Source organism: Micromonospora sp. NPDC003816 (assembly GCF_042874705.1).
Lineage (GTDB): Bacteria > Actinomycetota > Actinomycetes > Mycobacteriales > Micromonosporaceae > Micromonospora.
In genome coordinates this window covers 1-17,793 of sequence record NZ_JBIANP010000004.1, presented here as the reverse complement: position 1 = coordinate 17,793, position 17,793 = coordinate 1, and the positions used below count along the sequence as shown (strand labels likewise).

Genomic DNA, 17,793 nt, shown 5'->3' with positions numbered 1-17,793 from the left:
AGGATCAGCACCGGTGCCACGCAGGCCCCGTAGACGGCGAACGCGAGCGTCCGGTCGGTGCGCCGCAGCACCGGCAGGACCGTCCGGGTCAGCCCGGGCAACCGCGACGCCTGCCGCCACACCACGAAGCCGCCGCCGGCTGCGGCCAGCAGCGCCATCATGCGGGAGAAGCCGGACCCGGTGGCGGCCGAGCAGGCGACCAGCACGGCGGCGATCACCGACCATCCGGCGCCCCAGACGACGAGCTGCCGCAGCGCCGCCGGCACGGTGCGGTCGGCGATCGGACCCACCGGACCCGCGCCGCCCGGCGCGGCGAAGGGATCACCCTGGTACCCGCCGGCCGACCCGCTCTCGGACGGCCACGTCGGCGGCTCGTCCCGCCCGTCGGCGGACCGACCGACGCCCTCCCCGGCCTGATTCGCGCCACCCTGACCCGGTCCGCCCTGGGCCCCGCCAGGCCCGCTCAGGCCGTCCGGCTGGCCGGTGACGGGGTCCGGCCGACCTGTCCCGCCCTGACCCGCCGTGGGCCAGCTCAGCCCGCCGGTGGGCCAACTCAGGCCGGTCTGACCCGCCGTCGGCCCGCCAGGCCCACTCTGGCCCGGTTTCCGCCCGTCCGGGGTCTCCGGGTCGTTCCGGGACTGGTCGAGACCGCTCAGGTCGTCCGGGACGGTGTCGGTCCGGTTCGGGTTGGTTCGCGTACCGTCGCGGCGGTTCGGGTCGTTCGACGGCAGGCTGGCCACCGCCGCCTCCGCGAGCTGTTCCAGCGTCGCGCTCCACCGGCGCTGCTCCAACCGCAGCACACCGACGTCGTCGCCCACCTCGGCCAGCCGGGGGTCCAGCCGCAGCGCCTCCCGGTACGCGCGCTCGGCCAGGTCGTACATCTGCATGTTGGCCGCCACCAGGCCGAGCACCAGATGTGCCTGCGGCTCCTCGGGCGCCAGCTCCACCCCGTGCCAGGCCGCGTTCAGCGCCGGCTGTCCGTTGCGGGAGCCGGCCAGGATCGCCGCCGCGCTGCGCTGCGCGTACGCGTCCTCCGGCCCCAACGCCAGGATCTCGTCGGCGGTACGCGCGGCGTCTGCGTACCGTTCCAGGTCGCCCAGGGCCAGGCCCCGCACGACGAGTGGGGCGAGCTGTCCCGGCGCGGCTGCCACGGCGGTCTCGGCGGCGGTCAGCGCCTCGGCCGGGCGGCCTGCGGCCAGGTGCACCCGGGCCAGCATCGTCGACACCTCGACGGCGGCCGGGTCGAGGGCGAGGGCGAAACCCAGCTCGGCGGCGGCCTCGTCGTAACGGCCCAATTCGCCGAGGAGGGTGGCGCGCTCCAGGTAGCCGTCGGCGGCGGGCGGATCGGTGGGGACGTCGGCGGACATCGCGCGAGCCTAGCTCGCCTGCTCGTGGACCAGGGCCACCGCGATGCCGGCGAGCCCCTCACCGCGCCCGGTGAAGCCCAGGCCGTCGGTGGTGGCGGCGGAGACGGTGACCGGTGCGCCGACCGCCTCGGAGAGCACCCGCTCGGCCTCCGCGCGACGCGGGCCGATCTTCGGGCGTACGCCCACCACCTGCACCGACACGTTGCCGATGGCGAAACCGGCGGCCCGGACCCGACGGGCCGACTCGGTCAGCAGCGCCACCCCGCTGGCACCCGCCCACTCGGGCTGGTCCACTCCGAAGTTGGCGCCCAGATCACCGAGACCGGCGGCGGAGAGCAACGCGTTGCAGGCGGCGTGGGCGGCGACGTCCGCGTCCGAGTGCCCCGCCAGGCCATCCTGGTCGGGCCAGTGCAGACCGGCCACCCAACACGGCCGACCAGCCTCGAAGGCGTGCACGTCGGTGCCGATGGCCACCCGAGGAACGATCATGAAACGAGGGTACGCGCTAGGCGCCGACGGAGAGCAGGTGCTCGGCCAGCGCCAGGTCGAAGGGCCGGGTGATCTTCAGGGCGTGATCCGACCCGGGTACGCAGTACACCGGTGTCCCGCGCTTCTCGACCAGCCCGGCATCGTCGGTGAGCGGGTCACCGGCGGCGGCGTGCGCGTCGGTCAGCACCGCCCGGCGGAAGCCCTGCGGGGTCTGCACGGCCCGCAACGCGGCCCGGTCGACGGTGCCGAGCACCACCTCGCCCGCGTCGACCTCCTTGATCGTGTCGACCACCGGCAGCACGGGGATCACCGCGTCGTGACCGGTCCGGACCGCGGCGGCCACCGACTCCACGAGTGCCGGCGGGGTCAACGCACGGGCCGCGTCGTGCACCAGGACGATCTCGGGGCCGTCCGGCACGGCGGCCAGGGCGGCGGCCACCGACGCCTGCCGTTCCGCCCCGCCCGGCACCACCGTCACCGGCGCGACCGGGGCGAGCAGTTCGCGTACCGCCGCGACGTCGGCGACCGGGGCGGCCACCACGATCGTGTGGACCGACGGGGCGGCGGCGAGCCGGCGGACCGCGTGCACCAGCAGCGGCTCGCCGGCCAACAGCCGGAGTGCCTTCGGACGGCCGGGCCCCAGGCGTACGCCGGCACCGGCCGCAGGCACGAGGACCGCGACGTCACCGCGCGGATTCAGCTGCGCGGTCACGTCGCGGTCCTCGATGGTTTCTTCGCTACGAAGTGGGTACGACGATGCTGTGCGGACTAGGCCTCGGTCAGCACCTTGTCGAGCAGCGTCTCCGCCTCGTCCTTGGTGCTCTTCTCGGCCAGCGCGACCTCGCCGACGAGAATGTCGCGGGCCTTGGCGAGCATCCGCTTCTCACCTGCGGACAGCCCGCGCTCCCGCTCCCGGCGCCACAGGTCACGCACGACCTCGGCCACCTTCAGCGGGTTACCGGAGGCCAGCTTCTCCAGATTTGCCTTGTAACGTCGCGACCAGTTGGTCGGCTCCTCGGTGTGCGGAGCCCGGAGAACGTCGAAGACCTTGCCGAGACCCTCTTCGCCGACCACCTCGCGCACACCCACGATCTCGGCGTTCTCGGCGGGCACCCGGACCGTCAGGTCACCCTGCGCGACCCTCAGGACGAGGTACTGCTTCGGCTCGCCCTTGATGACCCGAGTCTCGATTGCCTCGATGAGTGCGGCCCCGTGGTGGGGGTAAACAACGGTCTCGCCGACACTGAAAACCATAGGTTCGAAACCCCTTTCGCTGTGTCTAGGGTAACACGCTCAGGCACCGATGTCTCACCGCCGTCCTGACCGTTGGCGCAGCTCAGGGGCCCTGTGAGAGGTATTTCTTCGGCTTGACAGACCGCCCAAACAATGATTTGACCACTCTGCGTAATCAGAAGATGACCCCCGGACGTCGTCCGGTGAGGAACATCGAAGATCACGACTGGCATCGCACATCAGGGCCTACGCCACCCGCCCTATGATATCCCGCCGTTGCGGAGTGTGGGCAGCGGTAGCGGGACCCGGGCCTGGTACGGGACGCTGGAGGGTGCCCGCGCACGCGCACCCGCGACGGTCGAGAGCGACCGGCGAGAGGGTGGTGGAGGCGGCGCGGGAACCGTCCGAGGGGGTGGTGATGGACAAGGCCGACGCCGACGGTCCCGGGTTGCCCGACCTGCCGCCCGAGTGGGGCCGGGTGGTCGTACCCGACGATGCCGCCGCGCTCGCGGACGAGGCCGAAGAGCTACGCCGGGAGCTGCGCGGCCGAGCCGCCGGGTACGCCCGCCGGTGGCGTCCGTCCGCGTTGCCCGTGCTCGCGCTGCTGCTCGCCGTCGTGGCGACCGTCGCCGGTCTGGCCACCGCCACCTGGCCCCGCACCGGCCGCTCGCCCGGACCGACCACCAGCAGCACCCCCGACCCGGCACCGGTCCGGCTCACCGGCCGGTCACTGCCCGCACTGGACCTGGTCGACGGCGGGCAGGCCCCGGTGCCGCTACGCGGCCTAGTGCCGACCGTGGTGCTGCTGGTCGACGGCTGCGCCTGCCCGGAGCGGGTCGCCGAGGCAGCGGCGGCGGCACCGCCCGGAGTGAGCGTGGTCACCGTCGCCACCACCCGCCCCCGGGCCGCGCCGCCCGGCACCGCCGTCCGCGCGCTGGCCGACCCGGCCGGCGGCCTCCGCGACTTCCTGCACCTGCCGGCCCGGCCGGACACCGTGACCGCCCTGCTCGCCGACCGCACCGGCCGGGTCGTCCTGGTCGTGCCCGAGCTCGGCTCCCTCACCGACTACCAGGCCGAACTGGCCCGCCTGGCGGGCTGACCGACCGCGCCTCGCAGAGCCGGCCGGTGAGTCGGTGGCCGGACCCGACCCGGCCACCGCCGCGATACCCAGCCTGGCCTGCACGACCGATGTCAGGACCGGGAGACCAGGCGGGCCACCAGTTGGGCCTGCGCCGCCTCGCCGGGATGGAACGTGACCCGCAGCGGGCCACCGGCAGCGGTGATCCCGATCGTCGACACCGTCCCCGTGCACTCGACCCGGTGTGGGTAGAACGCACCCCGGGCACCGTCGACGGCGACGTTGACGTCGCCCGAGCCGGTGCAACTGACGCGCAACACCAACTGGTCACCTTCGGCGACCCGAGCCGTGCGGACCACGGGCTCGTCCGGGCGCAACACCGATCGGTCGAACCACACCACGTTGCCGCCGCCTCCCCGGCGCCGGCCCGACTCTCCGGTCTCGGGAGCGCTGACGTCACCCGAACCCGCCCCGGCCAGCACGCGCACCTTGTCGCCATCCATTTCGAGCACGAGCGAGGAACCGGTGGCCGGATCCACCCAGAACGACGCGCCGGTAGCTGGATCCACCCGGAACGTCGCCGTCACCTCTGGTTGGGGCGAGTCGGTACCGCGATACTGCCGGGCCCCGGTGAGCGGATCCACCCGCCAGCCGGTCGCCTGGGAAACGCTGCTGGGCCCGGCCCCGACACCCGACCCGGTCGGTGCGGTCGCCTGCCACCACACGCCACCGGCAGCCAGCGCCACCACCCCCACACCGGCCAGCAGGACACCTCGGAGCCGATGGCGGGGATCGTCATGCATGCCGAGAAGAGTAGAGGCCCGAACGGCTCAGGACGGGGCGATCAGGCGGGCCTCCAGGTGCAACGGCTCCGCACCGGCGGTGGAGAACGAGATGCGTACCGGGCCGCCGGTGCCGGTCACCTCCGTCGTGGCCACCGCACTGTCGCAGCCGATCGTGATCGGGTCCGCCGCCCGTGCTCCGTCGACCGTCACCAACAGGTCTCCCGGCCCGACGCACCGGAAGCGGAGCCGGAACGACTCGCCGTACCCGATCGGGGCCTGTCGGACCACCGACGCACCCTCGCTGAGCTTCGTCGACTCGGTCCACACCACGTTCTGGACCTCCGCCCGTCGTACGCTCCGATGGCCGGCGTCGGACGAGGCGTCCGCCGGGCCGTCGGGCGGCGCGTACGCCCGGTCGGGAGAGACCGAGACGACGGAGCCGGTGCGCGAGTCGAGTACGCTCATCCTCGCTCCGGGCGCCGTCCGCCACGTCGTCGCGTGCCTGACCGCGGCACCGGAACCGATCGACACCGTGGTGCTCGGGGTCGGTGCCTGCGTCTGCCACCACCAGCCCCCGAGCACCAGCGCGACCGCACCGATCCCGGCGAGCAGAGCGCCGCGCAGCCGATGCACCGGATCGACGTGCATGAGTTCCAGGGTAGCCGCCCGCCCGGTCAGATGTGCCGTTCCAGCAGCACCGCGTAGAGAGTCAGACCGGGTCCGAAGGCGAGCATCACCACCCGGCGGGGCGAGGGCGCGGCCCGCATCAGACGGTCGAGGATCAGCAGCACCGTCGGGGACGAGCAGTTGCCGTGCTCGTCCAGCGTCGCCCGGGACGCCGCCAACCCGGTCGGCGGCAGCTCCAGTTCGCGCTCCACCACGTTGAGGATGCGCGGGCCGCCCGGGTGCACCGCCCAGCCGTCCACCCCGGACACCGTGGCGCCGTGCCGGGCCAGCAGGTCCTCCACCAACCCGCGTACGTGGGTCGACAGCACCTGCGGCACCTTCGGCGAGAGCCCCATCCGGAAGCCGGTGTCGGTCACGTCCCACGTCATGTGGTCGGCGGTGGAGGTGTCGGTGACCGAGGTGACCTCGCGTACCGCGTACCCCCGGCCACCGGGCAGGAGCACGGCGGCGACGGCGGCGTCCGAGAAGAGCGCGTGGGAGACGATCTGCTGGGTGTCCACCCGGGCCGACGAGGGTTGCAGGTGCAGGCTGGTCAACTCGGCGCAGAGCAGCAGCGCCGGGCGGCCCCGGGAGACCACGAAGTCACTCGCCGCACCCAACCCGGGCAGGGCCGCGTAGCACCCCATGTGACCGACGAACATCCGCTGCGTCGTCGGGGACATACCCAGGTCACGGGCGAGCAGGATGTCCAGCCCCGGGGTGGCGTACCCGGTGCAGGAGCAGACCACGAAAAGACCGACGTCCCCGGCGTCCAGGCCGGCCGAGGTCAGCGCACGGCCGACCGCCTCCTTGCCCAGCGGCAGCGCCTCCACCTGGTAGCGGCGCATCCGCCGCTCGGTCGGCCAGTCCGAGACGTCCTCGATCAGCGGACTCACCGCCGCCTGCCGGCGGGTCACCCCGGAGTTCGCGAAGATCCGCTCGGCGAGCGCCCGGGTGGTGCCGGAGTAGTGCCGGGAGAAGAACTTGTCCCATAGTTCCTGCTGGTCGGCCGAGGGCGGATGAGCCGTACCCACGCCCGCGATCACCGGTACGGTCACCGTCCCACCTTCCGCTCGCTCGGGCTCCTCACGCTCACCAACGAGGAGCCGACCCGTCACGGTCCGGGTCACCGCCGAGCGCGGCGATCCCCAACCAGTCGGCGCAGACATCGGAGGTGGCCGGGTGCAGTGATCCGCAACGGGCGTCCCGGTAGAGGCGCTCCAACGGGTGACCACGCCGGGTGGCGGAGGTGCCGGCCGCCTCCAGCATGGACGCGGCAACCTCCGCCGCAGTCGTACCGGCCAGCAGCTTGGCCCGCCACACCCAGCGGTTCGTCTCGGCGTCACCCGGCGCCTCGTCCACCCGACGGGCCGCCTCGGTGACCGCGAGCTGCGCCGCCGCCACCGCCGCGTCGGCCCGCCCCAACCGGGCACGGACCGCCGGCAGATGCGTCAGACCCCGGGCGTGCAGGTGTTCCGCCGCCGCGTCGATCGACGCCTGCGCCACCCCGACGTAGACGGCGGCGTAGCTGGCCACCAGCCAGTGCGGCATCAGCTGGGCGACCACCAGGGCCAGGCCCTCCACCCCGCCGAGCAGCCGGTCGGCGGGCACGGTGACGTCCAGGTGCAGGTCGTGCGAGGCGGTCGCGCGCATGCCGAGCGCGTCCCAGGTCGGCTCGACGGTCAGACCGTCACCGGCCGGGACCAGGAACTGCGAGACCACCGACGGGTCGGCCGCGCTCCGGGCCGCCACCAGGTAACCGTCGGCGTGACCGGCACCCGAGCAGAAGGTCTTGCTGCCCTTGATCCGCCAGCCGCCGTCGACCGGCTCGTAGACCGTGGTGAGCTGGGACAACCGGGCACCGGCGCCGCGCTCGCTCATCGCGACCGCGTACCACGCGCCCTCGGCCGCCGCCCGCAGCAACCGGTCGCGGGCGGCGAGCGCCTCCTCCGGTACGCCCAACGCCTCGGCCAGTTCCTCGGTGACCGCGCCCAGGGCGCCGGTGACCGAGGCGTGCATGTTGAACACCAGCGCCGTGGCGCCGTTGCCCCGCGCCAGTTCGGTGGCGACGGCCGCGTACCCGGCGAACGTCGCCCCGATGCCGCCCAGCTCGGCGGGGACCATCAGCCCGAACAGCCCGGCCGCACCGAGATCGGCGAAGTCGTCGACCGGGAACGAACCGTCCCGGTCGTGCTCCGCCGCCCGGGCGGCCAGCCGGGGCGACAGCCTCCGCGCGGCGTCCCACGCTTCACTCATGCCGGCACTCCGCTGCGCTGCGTGCCGCCATGAGACACCCACGCACCGAGCCGACGACTCGCTCGCTGACGCTCACTCATGCCGGCACTCCGCTACGCTCCGCGCCGCCATGAGACACCCACGCACCGAGCCGACGACTCGCTCGCTGACGCTCACTCATGGAACCCCCTTCTCGGCTTCCCTTACCCCCGCCCGGACCGGCTACCCGCCGTACACCCCGCGTCCCTGGTAGAGCACGGCCGGCGAACCGGTCGGCACGATCCGCGGCGTCTGGCCGGGTGGGGTCGCCGCGCCGCGTACCTGCCGGAGCAGCCAGCGCAGCAGGCCCGGCACCGCCGGACGCACACCCCGGACCCGCAGGTCCACACCGTGCCGGGCGCACTCGGCCACCAGCTCACGATGGTCCACGAACAACCGTGGGTCGTGGATGCCGCGCGGCACGGTCGGCAGCCGTTCGGCGATGCGGACCGCGACCAGCCGACACAGCGCGGTGTCGTTGAGCGTGTCCAGCACCAGCAGCCCGCCGGGACGCAGCAGGCGACACGCCTGCGCCACCACGGCCCGCCAGTCGGGTACGTGTTCCAGCAGCTCACCGGCGGCCACCACGTCGGCGCAGCCGTCGACGAGGGGCACCCGGGTGGCGTCGCCGTTGACCACCGTCACGCCGTGCGCGGCGGCCTGGTTCAGCGCGGAGCGGGTCAGGTCCACCCCCACGTGCCGGTAGCCCTTGCCGACCAGGTGCGGGGCGAGCAGACCGGCGCCGCACCCGAGGTCGACCAGGAGCGCGTCGGGCCGCGTCGCCGGTGGGACCATCGCCGCCCGCGCCTCGGCCAGCCAGTGCAGCATGGCGAACGCGCCGTCCGGTCGCCACCATTCGCCGGCCAGGTCGTCGTACTGACGCGGGTCGTTGCGGGGCAGGCTCAGGCCGGCGTCACGCATTCACCGAGCGTGGCACGACTAGCCGGTAACGACCAGACTTCCGTTATGTCGTCCACGGTGTTAGGGCTGGTCAGAGCGAGCCATCCGGAACCGACGGCGGCCGTCACCACAGTGGCCGGTCTGCTCGCGGCCGGCGTCGGGCATCCGCCCGGCGGGATCGCCGTGGTGGCGCTGACCGTGGCGGCGAGCCAGTTCGCGGTGGGGTGGACGAACGACGCGCTCGACGCCGACCGGGACGCCGCGGTGGGGCGTACCGACAAGCCGGTGGCCGCCGGTGCGGTCAGCCGGCGGGTCGTCGCGGTGGCCGCCGTGCTGGCCGCCGCCACCACCGTGGCGCTGGCCCTGACCACGAACCCGGCCGCAGCCCTCTGCGCCGTCGTCGCGCTGGTCTCGGCCCTGCTGTACGACTGGCCGCTCAAGTGGACCCCGGTCTCGGTGCTGCCGTACGCGATCTCCTTCGGCGCGCTGCCCGCCTTCGTGGTGCTGGCGCTGCCCGGCGCGCCGACGCCGCCGGGGTGGCTGGTCACCGCAGCGGCCCTGCTCGGCGCCGGTGCGCACTTCGCCAACGTGCTGCCCGATTTCGCCGACGATGCCCGGACCGGGGTGCGCGGTCTGCCGCACCGGGTGGGTCCGGCGGGCAGCCGGGCGGCCGCCGTCGGGCTGCTCGTCGCGGCGACCGTCACGCTGGTGCTGGGTCCGCCCGGTCCGCCGTCCGGCCTGGGCCTCGCGGCGGTCGTCGCCGCCGTGGTCATCCTGGTTCTCGCCTGGTCCGCCGGACGCACCGCCGACCGACCCGGCGCCCGCTCGGCGGCGGCCTTCCGGGCGGTCATGCTGGTCGCCCTGATCGATGTCGTCCTGCTGGTCACGAGCGGTCGACTGGTCTGACCACGTCCCCCGGCAGGTGGCAGCACCGGGTCGCCGTGCGGGCCACGATCAGCTCCAACTACGCTGGGAAGCGGTCTGTGCGGGGGCATGGCCAGCGGTTCCGGCGACGGCGCCGGGTGTGATCGTGACGAGGAGGACCGACGTGACGCGCTCGATCAGGGGTTCCCGGCGGGCTGCCGTACTGCTGCCCGGGATCGCGGCGGCAGCCGGGATGCTGCTGCTGTCGGGATGCGGCACCGGTCAGATCTCCGAGACGGCGAACAAGGTCCCGTCGATCCAGGGCGTCGACCTCCAGGCCGAGGACGGCCGGTACGGCGTCCGCAGCGTGCTGATCTCCTACCCCGGCGTCGAGGGCTACCAGGCCGGCGACGACGCGATCCTGAACGCGCTCTTCTACAACGACTCGCCCGACCCGGTCACCGTGACCGTCACCTCGTCGGACGCCCGCGAGGTCGTGCTCACCACGGTCCAGGCCGCGACCAGCCCCTCGCCCAGCGCCTCGCCCTCGCCGACCGGCTCCCCGTCGCCGGACCCGTCCCCGGAGGGCACCCCCTCCCCGGGCAGTTCCCCGTCGCCGGACGAGACGCCCTCCCCCGACGAGACGCCCTCCCCCGACGAGACCGAGTCGTCGGCCGGCGGCCCGGCCCGGATCGAGATCCCGCCGCTGAGCTACGTGCAGCTCAACACCGAGGGCGAGCAGGTGCTCCAGCTCCTCGGGCTCAACTCGGCACTGCTCGCCGGTCAGAACGTCACGATCAGCTTCGACTTCGGCGACGGCAACACGATCACCAGCCCGGCCCCGGTGGCCGTGCCGCTCAGCCCGGCTCCGCCGCCGTCGCCGATCATCGAGCGGCACACCGAGTTCGAGGGCGAAGGCGGGCACTGACCCGTCCTGCCGGAATGTCCGACGGCACCGTCGGCGTGGTGAACCCATGCCGACGGTGCCGTCGTCGTACCGGGGGGTTAGCGTCGCTCGGGTGAGCATCTCCCGATCGACCCCGGCCCGGGGAGCGGGTGGCGGGCGCGGCAGGGCCGCCGCTCGCGAGCCCCGCCCCGCGTACGAGTGCGACGCCTGCGGGCACCAGCCACCCAAGTGGGTGGGCCGCTGCCCCGAGTGCGGCGAATGGGGCTCGGTGGTCGAGTGCACCGTCACCGGCCCGACCGTCTCCGGCCGTGTGGTCAGCTCCCGGATGCCCGCCGAGCCGGCCCGCCCCATCGCCACCATCAGCGCCGCGCCGGCCCGCGCCCGCCCCACCGGCGTCAGTGAGCTGGACCGGGTGCTCGGCGGCGGGCTGGTGCCCGGGGCGGTGGTGCTGCTCGCCGGTGAGCCCGGGGTCGGCAAGTCCACCCTGCTGCTCGACGTGGCCCAGCAGTGGGCCGTCGGCGCGGGCAGCCCCTCGCTGGTGGTCAGCGGCGAGGAGTCGGTCAGCCAGGTACGCCTGCGGGCCGAACGCATGGGCACCCTGCACGACCAGCTCTACCTCGCCGCCGAGAGCGACCTCGCGGCGGTGCTCGGCCACCTCGACGCGGTCAAGCCGGGCCTGCTGGTGCTCGACTCGGTCCAGACCATCTCCACCACCGGCACCGAGGGCGTGCCCGGCGGGGTGACCCAGGTGCGGGCGGTCACCGCCGCGCTGGTGGCGGTCGCCAAGGAGCGCGGCATCGCGACCGTGCTGGTGGGGCACGTGACCAAGGACGGTCAGGTGGCGGGTCCCCGGGTGCTGGAGCACCTGGTCGACGTGGTGCTGCACTTCGAGGGCGACAAGCACTCCTCGCTACGGATGGTGCGCGGCGTCAAGAACCGGTTCGGCGCCGCCGACGAGGTGGGCTGCTTCGAGATGCACGAGGGTGGCATCAGCAGCCTCGCCGACCCGTCCGGGCTGTTCCTCACCCGCTACAGCGAGCCGGTGCCGGGCACCTGCGTGACGGTGGCGATGGAGGGACGCCGGGCACTGGTGACCGAGGTGCAGGCGTTGATCGGTGCCGCCGTGGCCGGTTCGCCCCGGCGTACCGTCTCCGGGCTGGACTCGGCCCGGCTGGCGATGGTGCTGGCGGTGCTCCAGCGCCGCACCGAGCGGCTCACCCTGCACGACCGGGAGGTCTTCGCGGCCACCGTCGGCGGCATCCGGGTAGTGGAGCCGGCGGCGGACCTGGCGGTCGCGCTCGCGGTCGCCTCCGGCGGCCTGAACCTGGCGATCGCGCCGCACCTGGTGGCGATCGGCGAGGTCGGCCTGACCGGCGAGGTACGCCGGGTGGGAGCGGTGCCGCGCCGGCTGTCCGAGGCGGCCCGGCTCGGGTTCCGGCTGGCCCTGGTGCCGCCTGGTTGCGGCCCGGCGAGCACCGGCGCCGGCCCGGAGCAGATGCGGGTGGTGGAGGTGGGCGACGTCCGGGCGGCGTTGCAGGCCGCAGCCCGGGCCTCGGCGGAGTGAGCCGCGTCTCCGACGGACGGGACGGACGGCACGGGCCGAATCGTGACACATCCCAGTAACCACGGGAGCACCCACCGCAGGGCAGTCCGTAGACTGTGCCCGTGCCGATCGACCGCGAAGCCACCAAGCCTGCCGGCGCGACACCCCACGCCCGCACCGGTGCCGTGGGCTCGCCCGCTCGTCCGATCAGCGTCAGCGTGACCGGGGGCGGCAGCGTCGGCGACCCGCTGCGCGCGAATCTGGCGCTGATGGCACCGGGCACCGCGCTTCGCGACGGCCTGGAGCGCATCCTGCGCGGTCGCACCGGCGCACTGATCGTCCTCGGGTACGACAAGGTGGTCGAGGGTCTGTGCACCGGCGGTTTCCCGCTGGACGTCGAGTTCTCCGCGACCCGGGTCCGTGAGCTGTGCAAGATGGACGGCGCGGTGGTGCTCTCCAGCGACGGCACCCGCATCGTCCGGGCCGCGGTGCACCTGATGCCCGACCCGACGATCCCGACCGAGGAGTCGGGCACCCGGCACCGCACCGCCGAGCGGGTCGCCCGGCAGACGGGCTACCCGGTGATCTCGGTCAGCCAGTCGATGCGGATCATCAGCCTCTACGTCAACGGCCAGCGGCACGTGCTGGACGACTCGGCGGCCATCCTGTCCCGGGCCAACCAGGCGCTGGCCACCCTGGAGCGCTACAAGCTCCGGCTGGACGAGGTCTCCGGCACCCTCTCCGCGCTGGAGATCGAGGACCTGGTCACCGTCCGGGACGCGGTCGCCGTGGTGCAGCGGCTGGAGATGGTCCGCCGGATCGCCGACGAGATCGCCGGCTACGTGGTCGAGCTGGGCACCGACGGCCGACTGCTCGCCCTGCAACTCGACGAGCTGATGGCCGGCGTGGACGCCGACCGCACCCTGGTCATCCGGGACTACCTGCCCACCGGCCGTAAGCCCCGCACCCTCGACGAGGCCCTGGTCGAGCTGGACCTGCTCAGCGCCACCGAGCTGATCGACCTGGTCTCCGTCGCCAAGGCGATCGGTTACCCGGCCGCGTCCGACGCGCTGGAGGCAGCGGTCAGCCCACGCGGCTTCCGGCTGCTGGCCAAGGTGCCCCGGCTGCCGGTGGCGGTGGTGGACCGGCTGGTGCTGCACTTCGGCAGCCTCCAGCGGCTGCTCGGCGCGACGGTCGAGGACCTCCAGGCCGTCGAGGGCGTCGGCGACGCGCGGGCCCGGGGCGTACGCGAGGGGCTCTCCCGGCTCGCCGAGGCGTCCATCCTGGAACGCTACGTCTGACCCGGGCCGCGATCACCGGCCCGGCCCGGTCCCGCCCGGTCAGCCCGTCAGACGGATCTTGGCCGGCTGACTCAGCCGGGTCCCCACCCGCGCGAAGACCTCGTACGTCCCGGCCTGCACGACCGGGCCGTTCGCCACTCCCTCGGCGCACCGGCTGCTGTCCTTGCCGTTCCAGCCGACCTGGTAGGAGCGCTCGAAGCCCGGCGTGAAGGACTGCGTGTCCGACCCGGAGGCGGCACCGCAGGTGTCCGAGGACCAGACCACCTCGGCGCCGGACTTGATGAAGATCTCCTGCGCGTCCGCGCCGACGTCCCGACTGCACGTCCGCTCCGACCGGTTGCGGATCTTCAGATGCAGATCGACGGCGGCACCGCGCACCACCTCGCCGGGCAGGGCCTGGGCGGTCACCACGATCTCACTGTCGGTGCAGGTGCCGTCATCGGTCGAGGTGTTGTTGACCGGCGGGTCGTTACTGAGCGACGGCTCGGTCGACGGACTGGTCGCCGGATCGCCGGAGGGCGTCGTCGGGCCGGTCCCGGCGTCGCCTGACGGAGGCGAGCCGGTCTCCGGGGTCAACACCGACCCGGTCGGCTCCGGCGCACCGGTCGACACCCCGGGATCGGGCTGACCGTCGCCGGTCGCACCGGGCTCGCTGCTCTGCCCGTTGCAGGAGTAGAGCACGACAACCAGCAGGAGCAGGACCGCGCCGAGCACGACGGCACGACGCCGCCAGTACACCGCGGGAGACAGGGGGCCGACCGTCAGACGCATGATGCCACCACCGTAGCGGCGTCGCACGCGACGGACGGTAGCGACGCGCCGGGGTCGACCGGACCCATCGGAACCCACCCTCCATTCACGACGGTGCGGGGCGTCGGCAGCGCCGATTCGTCACTCACCGTATCGACCCGCCCTCGGTCAGAGATACACCTTGCGTTGGTAGATCGCGTGCGCGCCGGCCACCCGGTCCAGGAACAACATCCCGGCGCAGTGGTCGATCTCGTGTTGCAGGGCCCGCGCCTCGAAACCGTCGGTGACCAGGCGAACCAGCTCGCCGCTGCCCGGCAGCGTCCCCTCGACCACGAGCCGGCTGGCACGCTTGACGTCACCGGTCAGGTCCGGCACCGACATGCACCCCTCCCGGCCCGCCTTCCACCGGGTCGCCTCGACCACCCGGGCGTTGCAGAGCGCGAACGTGCCGTGCACCGTGACCGCCTTGGAATGGCCCGTCACGTTGACCGCGAACACGTGTGCCCCCACCCCCACCTGCGGTGCGGCCAGGCCGACGCAGCCGGGCGAGACCCTCATGGTGGCGATCAGGTCGGCCGCCAGCCGGACGGTCTCCTCGGCGGTGGGGTCGACCTCCGCGCCGGCCCGGCTGAGCACCGTGTGCGGGGCGGAGACCACCGGCAGCACCGCGCCGGTGCCCAGGGACTCGGGCGTCCACTCCCCCAGCCCGGCGTACGCCTCGGCGGTCAGGTCCGGCGTACCCGCGTCGCCGCTCACAGCAGATCCGGTTCGGCGGGACGGAGAGTGACGTCGACACCGAGATCAGTGGCGGCCTCGGCCAGCCGGGCGGCGAGCGGCTCGGCCGCGCCCGGGGGCACCTCGACCTCCGCCACCACCACGTAGAGCGACCCCACCAACCGGGTACTCAGGTCGGTGACGTTACCGCCGGCCTCGGTCAGCACCCGGGTCATCGCGGCCACGATGCCCATCCGGTCCGCCCCGTGCACCGCCACCACGTACGGCTCGCCGGCCGGAGCCGTCTCCCCGTCGGGCGTCACCTCGCGTACGGTGGCCAGCAGTTGACCGTCGGCGGTCAGCGTGACCAACGCGGCCTCCACCTCGGCGGCGGCCGGGCCCACACAGATGAGGGTCATCGCGAAGTGTCCGCGCAGCCGGGTCATGGTGCTGTCGGTGAGGTTCGCCCCGAGTCGGGCCAGCACCTCGGCGACGTCGGCCACGATGCCGGGTCGGTCCCGGCCGATGACGGTGATCGCGAGCTCGTTCATCCGGGCATTCTCCCCGATCCACGTCCGCCGACGGTGGCGGCCCGCCCGGACCGTCCAGTCGGCGGAATCCGGCACCCGTGGCATGATCGGCGACGCGATGACAGAAACCACCTTCGCCGGCCAGGTGAGCCGGTGGTACGAGCGCAACGCGCGGGACCTGCCGTGGCGCCATCCCGACGTCAGCCCGTGGGCCATCCTGGTCAGCGAGGTCATGCTCCAGCAGACCCCGGTGGTCCGGGTACTGCCCGCATGGGAGGCGTGGCTGGCACGCTGGCCCACTCCGGCGGCACTGGCGCAGGACACCCCGGCCGAGGCGATCCGGATGTGGGGGCGGCTCGGCTACCCCCGCCGGGCGGTCCGGCTGCGGGAGTGCGCGGTCGCCGTCGTGGAGCGGCACGGCGGCCAGGTCCCTGATCAACTGGAGCAGTTGCTCGCCCTGCCCGGGGTCGGCACGTACACGGCGCGGGCGGTGGCGGCCTTCGCGTACGGGCAGCGGCATCCGGTGGTCGACACCAACGTGCGGCGGGTGGTCTGCCGCGCGATCGCCGGGGAGCCGGACGCCGGCCCGGCGACCCGACCGGCGGACCTGGTCGCCACCGAGGAACTGCTGCCGATCGAACCGGCGGCCGCCGCCCTGGCCAGCGCCGCCTTCATGGAGCTGGGCGCGGTGGTCTGCACCGCCCGCTCGCCTCGCTGCGGTGTCTGCCCGGTCGAGGCGACCTGTGCGTGGCGGGCGTCCGGCCAGGTCGCCCCGGACGGCCCGACGCGCCGTCCGCAGCGGTACGCCGGCACCGACCGCCAGGTACGCGGCCTCCTGCTCGGGGTGCTGCGCGAGGCGACCGGCCCGGTGCCGCACCAACGCCTGGACCAGGTCTGGTCGGACGACGTGCAGCGGGCGCGGGCACTGGCCGGTCTGGTGACCGACGGTCTGGTCGAGCCGGTCGGCGAAAGCGCGTTCCGCCTGGTCGGCGACGGTCCACCGGCCCCGGTCCCGACCTGATCGCAGTAGCGGGCCGGCTCCCGGGTAAGGAGCCGGCCCGCAGAGTTCTGCCTGGTGTGGCACTGATCCGTCCCGGTATGCCGGCCCGGTCGGTGTCGCTCGGTCAGGCGGAGTAGCCGCGGCTGGCGATCCAGTCCGCCAGCACCTCGGTGTCCATCCAGTACTCGGCCTTGGCGGGATCCGCCGAGTCGGCGATCTTCACCTGGCTGCCGCCGTCCCGATAACCGGTCACCGAGATGTAGTGGCCGGACTCGAACGAGTGGCTGCCTCCGCCGAGGTCGACTGCGGTGCCGAAGACGTTGGCCACCACGCTCCGGTCGTCGTCGACGGTACGGACGATGTCCTCGCGCAACCGCTCGGTCTCGGCCTCGTCGGCGACCTGGCCGGGGATCTCCACGGTGCGGTAGACGTCCTTACCGGCCTTGTTGTTCAACGCCTTGGTGATCACGAACGCCGAGTCGGTGCCCCGCTCGGTGGTGCCCATCTCGCGGGCCAGGTCGTCCTGCGAGACGTCCTTGTCCATCACGCTGAGGGCGTTCCGCACCGCGGCCGGACCGCAGTAGTAGAAGTTCGGCTGGGCCTGGTAGCGGACCTTCAGCTGCCGCTCGCCCTTGCCGTGGCCGCGCTCCGTCACGGTGGCCAGGGCGTCGGTGCTGTTCGTCGCCCCCACCGCGGCCATCGGACCGCTGATCATCCCACCGGCACAGACGGCACCGGCGGCGGTCAGCGCGGCCTTACGCATCAATGTCGTCATGGTCATTCCTCCAGCTCGGGGGATCGACACGACACCCGGGACTGCGGAGAGGGTGGATGCCGCGTCGGAGGGAAGAAGCAGGTGACACCACGAACGGTGGGGTGCCCCGCCATGGGTGCAACGGCTCGGATAGGCCACACATTCCGGGCTTACCGGGCGTACGCCGATCCCGCTCTGCGGTGCGCCGCGACTACCTGGCCACCAGAGCCACCACGGCCACCCCCGGTGCAACCGCTCGGGGTGCCGACCCATGCCCGGCGGCCGGGTGACAGGGTCCTTCCGGCGCCCTCGTTGAGCGGAATGTAACCAGGTGCGCTGAAGCATCCGACTGTCCGGTTCGAGGATCCGCACCGAAGCGGCGACACACGACGGCGGCCCGGTGGCAGGTGCCACCGGGCCGCCGCTGGTCGAACCAGCCGACTACCTACTCGTCTGCGCCTGCCGCGGCGGTGCTGCCGCCGAGGTCGGCCGGGACCGCGTCCGGCACGGTGACCGGCCGGTCGGAGCCCTTGAAGACGAGCTTGGACTTGTCGATGTCGTTCGGGTCGCCCTCGCAGTCGACCACCACGATCTGACCGGGGGTCAGCTCGTTGAACAGGATCCGCTCGGACAGGTTG

Annotated in this window: 18 protein-coding genes and 2 pseudogenes; 6 read left to right on the top strand and 14 right to left on the bottom strand. The window is 73.5% G+C overall.

All coding sequences use genetic code 11. The annotated features are described in order from the left end of the window. Positions 1-689: 689 nt before the first annotated feature. The 4 genes and pseudogenes from ACFYTT_RS15725 to ACFYTT_RS15710 all read right to left on the bottom strand — a co-directional run. Positions 690-1,367 (bottom strand): annotated as a pseudogene (locus ACFYTT_RS15725) (tetratricopeptide repeat protein); the annotation flags it as partial. A gap of 9 nt (positions 1,368-1,376) precedes the next feature. After that, positions 1,377-1,856, bottom strand: a complete 480-nt coding sequence (gene ispF / locus ACFYTT_RS15720; protein ID WP_131057666.1) for a 2-C-methyl-D-erythritol 2,4-cyclodiphosphate synthase — start codon at positions 1,854-1,856, stop codon at positions 1,377-1,379. 16 nt (positions 1,857-1,872) lie between these two features. After that, the gene (ispD, locus tag ACFYTT_RS15715; RefSeq protein ID WP_131057667.1) at positions 1,873-2,568 is read right to left on the bottom strand and encodes a 2-C-methyl-D-erythritol 4-phosphate cytidylyltransferase; all 696 of its coding nucleotides are present in this window, start codon (positions 2,566-2,568) and stop codon (positions 1,873-1,875) included. Positions 2,569-2,624: 56 nt separating this feature from the next. Continuing rightward, positions 2,625-3,110 (bottom strand): CarD family transcriptional regulator, encoded by a 486-nt coding sequence (locus tag ACFYTT_RS15710; RefSeq protein ID WP_007073334.1) that lies wholly within the window; start codon positions 3,108-3,110, stop codon positions 2,625-2,627. A 397-nt stretch (positions 3,111-3,507) separates the two neighbouring features. Here ACFYTT_RS15710 and ACFYTT_RS15705 point away from each other — a divergent pair, with 397 nt between their 5' ends. After that, positions 3,508-4,188 (top strand): hypothetical protein, encoded by a 681-nt coding sequence (locus tag ACFYTT_RS15705; protein ID WP_387259830.1) that lies wholly within the window; start codon positions 3,508-3,510, stop codon positions 4,186-4,188. 92 nt (positions 4,189-4,280) lie between these two features. On the opposite strand, the gene ACFYTT_RS15700 is transcribed toward ACFYTT_RS15705, so the two are convergent. The 5 genes from ACFYTT_RS15700 to ACFYTT_RS15680 form a co-directional block, all read right to left on the bottom strand. Further along, positions 4,281-4,970 carry a hypothetical protein gene (locus tag ACFYTT_RS15700; RefSeq protein ID WP_387259827.1) on the bottom strand — a complete coding sequence of 230 codons (690 nt, stop codon included), beginning with the start codon at positions 4,968-4,970 and terminating at the stop codon, positions 4,281-4,283. Positions 4,971-4,997: 27 nt separating this feature from the next. After that, positions 4,998-5,600, bottom strand: a complete 603-nt coding sequence (locus ACFYTT_RS15695) for a hypothetical protein (RefSeq protein WP_176095403.1) — start codon at positions 5,598-5,600, stop codon at positions 4,998-5,000. 26 nt (positions 5,601-5,626) lie between these two features. Continuing rightward, positions 5,627-6,676 (bottom strand): type III polyketide synthase, encoded by a 1,050-nt coding sequence (locus ACFYTT_RS15690; RefSeq protein ID WP_387259824.1) that lies wholly within the window; start codon positions 6,674-6,676, stop codon positions 5,627-5,629. A 34-nt stretch (positions 6,677-6,710) separates the two neighbouring features. Next, the gene (locus tag ACFYTT_RS15685) at positions 6,711-7,874 is read right to left on the bottom strand and encodes an acyl-CoA dehydrogenase family protein (RefSeq protein WP_176095405.1); all 1,164 of its coding nucleotides are present in this window, start codon (positions 7,872-7,874) and stop codon (positions 6,711-6,713) included. Between the two features lie 201 nt (positions 7,875-8,075). Beyond that, positions 8,076-8,813, bottom strand: coding sequence for a class I SAM-dependent methyltransferase (locus ACFYTT_RS15680; protein WP_387259821.1), 738 nt, complete (start codon positions 8,811-8,813; stop codon positions 8,076-8,078). A gap of 45 nt (positions 8,814-8,858) precedes the next feature. Here ACFYTT_RS15680 and ACFYTT_RS15675 point away from each other — a divergent pair, with 45 nt between their 5' ends. The 4 genes from ACFYTT_RS15675 to disA all read left to right on the top strand — a co-directional run bounded on the left by ACFYTT_RS15675 (position 8,859) and on the right by disA (position 13,407). After that, on the top strand, positions 8,859-9,698 hold the full coding sequence (locus tag ACFYTT_RS15675) for a UbiA family prenyltransferase (protein ID WP_387259818.1): 840 nt from the start codon (positions 8,859-8,861) through the stop codon (positions 9,696-9,698). Positions 9,699-9,840: 142 nt separating this feature from the next. Then, positions 9,841-10,584: a hypothetical protein gene (locus ACFYTT_RS15670; protein ID WP_176095408.1), complete on the top strand. Its 744-nt coding sequence runs from the start codon at positions 9,841-9,843 to the stop codon at positions 10,582-10,584. Between the two features lie 91 nt (positions 10,585-10,675). Next, complete coding sequence (radA, locus tag ACFYTT_RS15665; RefSeq protein ID WP_176095409.1) at positions 10,676-12,127, top strand: DNA repair protein RadA; 1,452 nt, start codon at positions 10,676-10,678, stop codon at positions 12,125-12,127. 101 nt (positions 12,128-12,228) lie between these two features. Next, the gene (gene disA, locus ACFYTT_RS15660; protein ID WP_131056261.1) at positions 12,229-13,407 is read left to right on the top strand and encodes a DNA integrity scanning diadenylate cyclase DisA; all 1,179 of its coding nucleotides are present in this window, start codon (positions 12,229-12,231) and stop codon (positions 13,405-13,407) included. A gap of 39 nt (positions 13,408-13,446) precedes the next feature. Here the strand turns inward: disA and ACFYTT_RS15655 are convergent, their stop codons facing one another. The 3 genes from ACFYTT_RS15655 to ACFYTT_RS15645 form a co-directional block, all read right to left on the bottom strand. Then, a complete protein-coding gene (locus ACFYTT_RS15655; RefSeq protein WP_387260438.1) occupies positions 13,447-14,178 on the bottom strand; it encodes a hypothetical protein in 732 nt (243 codons plus the stop codon). A 147-nt stretch (positions 14,179-14,325) separates the two neighbouring features. Then, the gene (locus ACFYTT_RS15650; RefSeq protein ID WP_387260436.1) at positions 14,326-14,886 is read right to left on the bottom strand and encodes a peptide deformylase; all 561 of its coding nucleotides are present in this window, start codon (positions 14,884-14,886) and stop codon (positions 14,326-14,328) included. 23 nt (positions 14,887-14,909) lie between these two features. Continuing rightward, positions 14,910-15,422 carry a glycine cleavage system protein R gene (locus ACFYTT_RS15645; protein ID WP_387259814.1) on the bottom strand — a complete coding sequence of 171 codons (513 nt, stop codon included), beginning with the start codon at positions 15,420-15,422 and terminating at the stop codon, positions 14,910-14,912. A 97-nt stretch (positions 15,423-15,519) separates the two neighbouring features. Here ACFYTT_RS15645 and ACFYTT_RS15640 point away from each other — a divergent pair, with 97 nt between their 5' ends. Further along, the gene (locus ACFYTT_RS15640) at positions 15,520-16,422 is read left to right on the top strand and encodes an A/G-specific adenine glycosylase (protein ID WP_176096042.1); all 903 of its coding nucleotides are present in this window, start codon (positions 15,520-15,522) and stop codon (positions 16,420-16,422) included. Between the two features lie 103 nt (positions 16,423-16,525). Here ACFYTT_RS15640 and ACFYTT_RS15635 read toward each other — a convergent pair whose 3' ends face one another. Both ACFYTT_RS15635 and ACFYTT_RS15630 read right to left on the bottom strand, forming a co-directional pair. Continuing rightward, complete coding sequence (locus ACFYTT_RS15635) at positions 16,526-17,182, bottom strand: C39 family peptidase (protein ID WP_131053722.1); 657 nt, start codon at positions 17,180-17,182, stop codon at positions 16,526-16,528. 418 nt (positions 17,183-17,600) lie between these two features. Next, a pseudogene (locus ACFYTT_RS15630) lies at positions 17,601-17,793 on the bottom strand (AAA family ATPase); the annotation flags it as partial.

Excerpts from the sequence above, each read along its gene's own strand:
- ispF (WP_131057666.1), bottom strand. The coding sequence starts at position 1,856 with ATGATCGTTCCTCGGGTGGCCATCGGCACCGACGTGCACGCCTTCGAG.
- ACFYTT_RS15640 (WP_176096042.1), top strand. The coding sequence starts at position 15,520 with ATGACAGAAACCACCTTCGCCGGCCAGGTGAGCCGGTGGTACGAGCGC.
- ACFYTT_RS15645 (WP_387259814.1), bottom strand. The coding sequence starts at position 15,422 with ATGAACGAGCTCGCGATCACCGTCATCGGCCGGGACCGACCCGGCATC.
- ACFYTT_RS15675 (WP_387259818.1), top strand. The coding sequence starts at position 8,859 with ATGTCGTCCACGGTGTTAGGGCTGGTCAGAGCGAGCCATCCGGAACCG.
- ACFYTT_RS15635 (WP_131053722.1), bottom strand. The coding sequence starts at position 17,182 with ATGACCATGACGACATTGATGCGTAAGGCCGCGCTGACCGCCGCCGGT.
- ACFYTT_RS15695 (WP_176095403.1), bottom strand. The coding sequence starts at position 5,600 with ATGCACGTCGATCCGGTGCATCGGCTGCGCGGCGCTCTGCTCGCCGGG.
- ACFYTT_RS15680 (WP_387259821.1), bottom strand. The coding sequence starts at position 8,813 with ATGCGTGACGCCGGCCTGAGCCTGCCCCGCAACGACCCGCGTCAGTAC.
- ACFYTT_RS15685 (WP_176095405.1), bottom strand. The coding sequence starts at position 7,874 with ATGAGTGAAGCGTGGGACGCCGCGCGGAGGCTGTCGCCCCGGCTGGCC.
- ACFYTT_RS15700 (WP_387259827.1), bottom strand. The coding sequence starts at position 4,970 with ATGCATGACGATCCCCGCCATCGGCTCCGAGGTGTCCTGCTGGCCGGT.
- ACFYTT_RS15710 (WP_007073334.1), bottom strand. The coding sequence starts at position 3,110 with ATGGTTTTCAGTGTCGGCGAGACCGTTGTTTACCCCCACCACGGGGCC.
- ACFYTT_RS15655 (WP_387260438.1), bottom strand. The coding sequence starts at position 14,178 with ATGCGTCTGACGGTCGGCCCCCTGTCTCCCGCGGTGTACTGGCGGCGT.
- ACFYTT_RS15705 (WP_387259830.1), top strand. The coding sequence starts at position 3,508 with ATGGACAAGGCCGACGCCGACGGTCCCGGGTTGCCCGACCTGCCGCCC.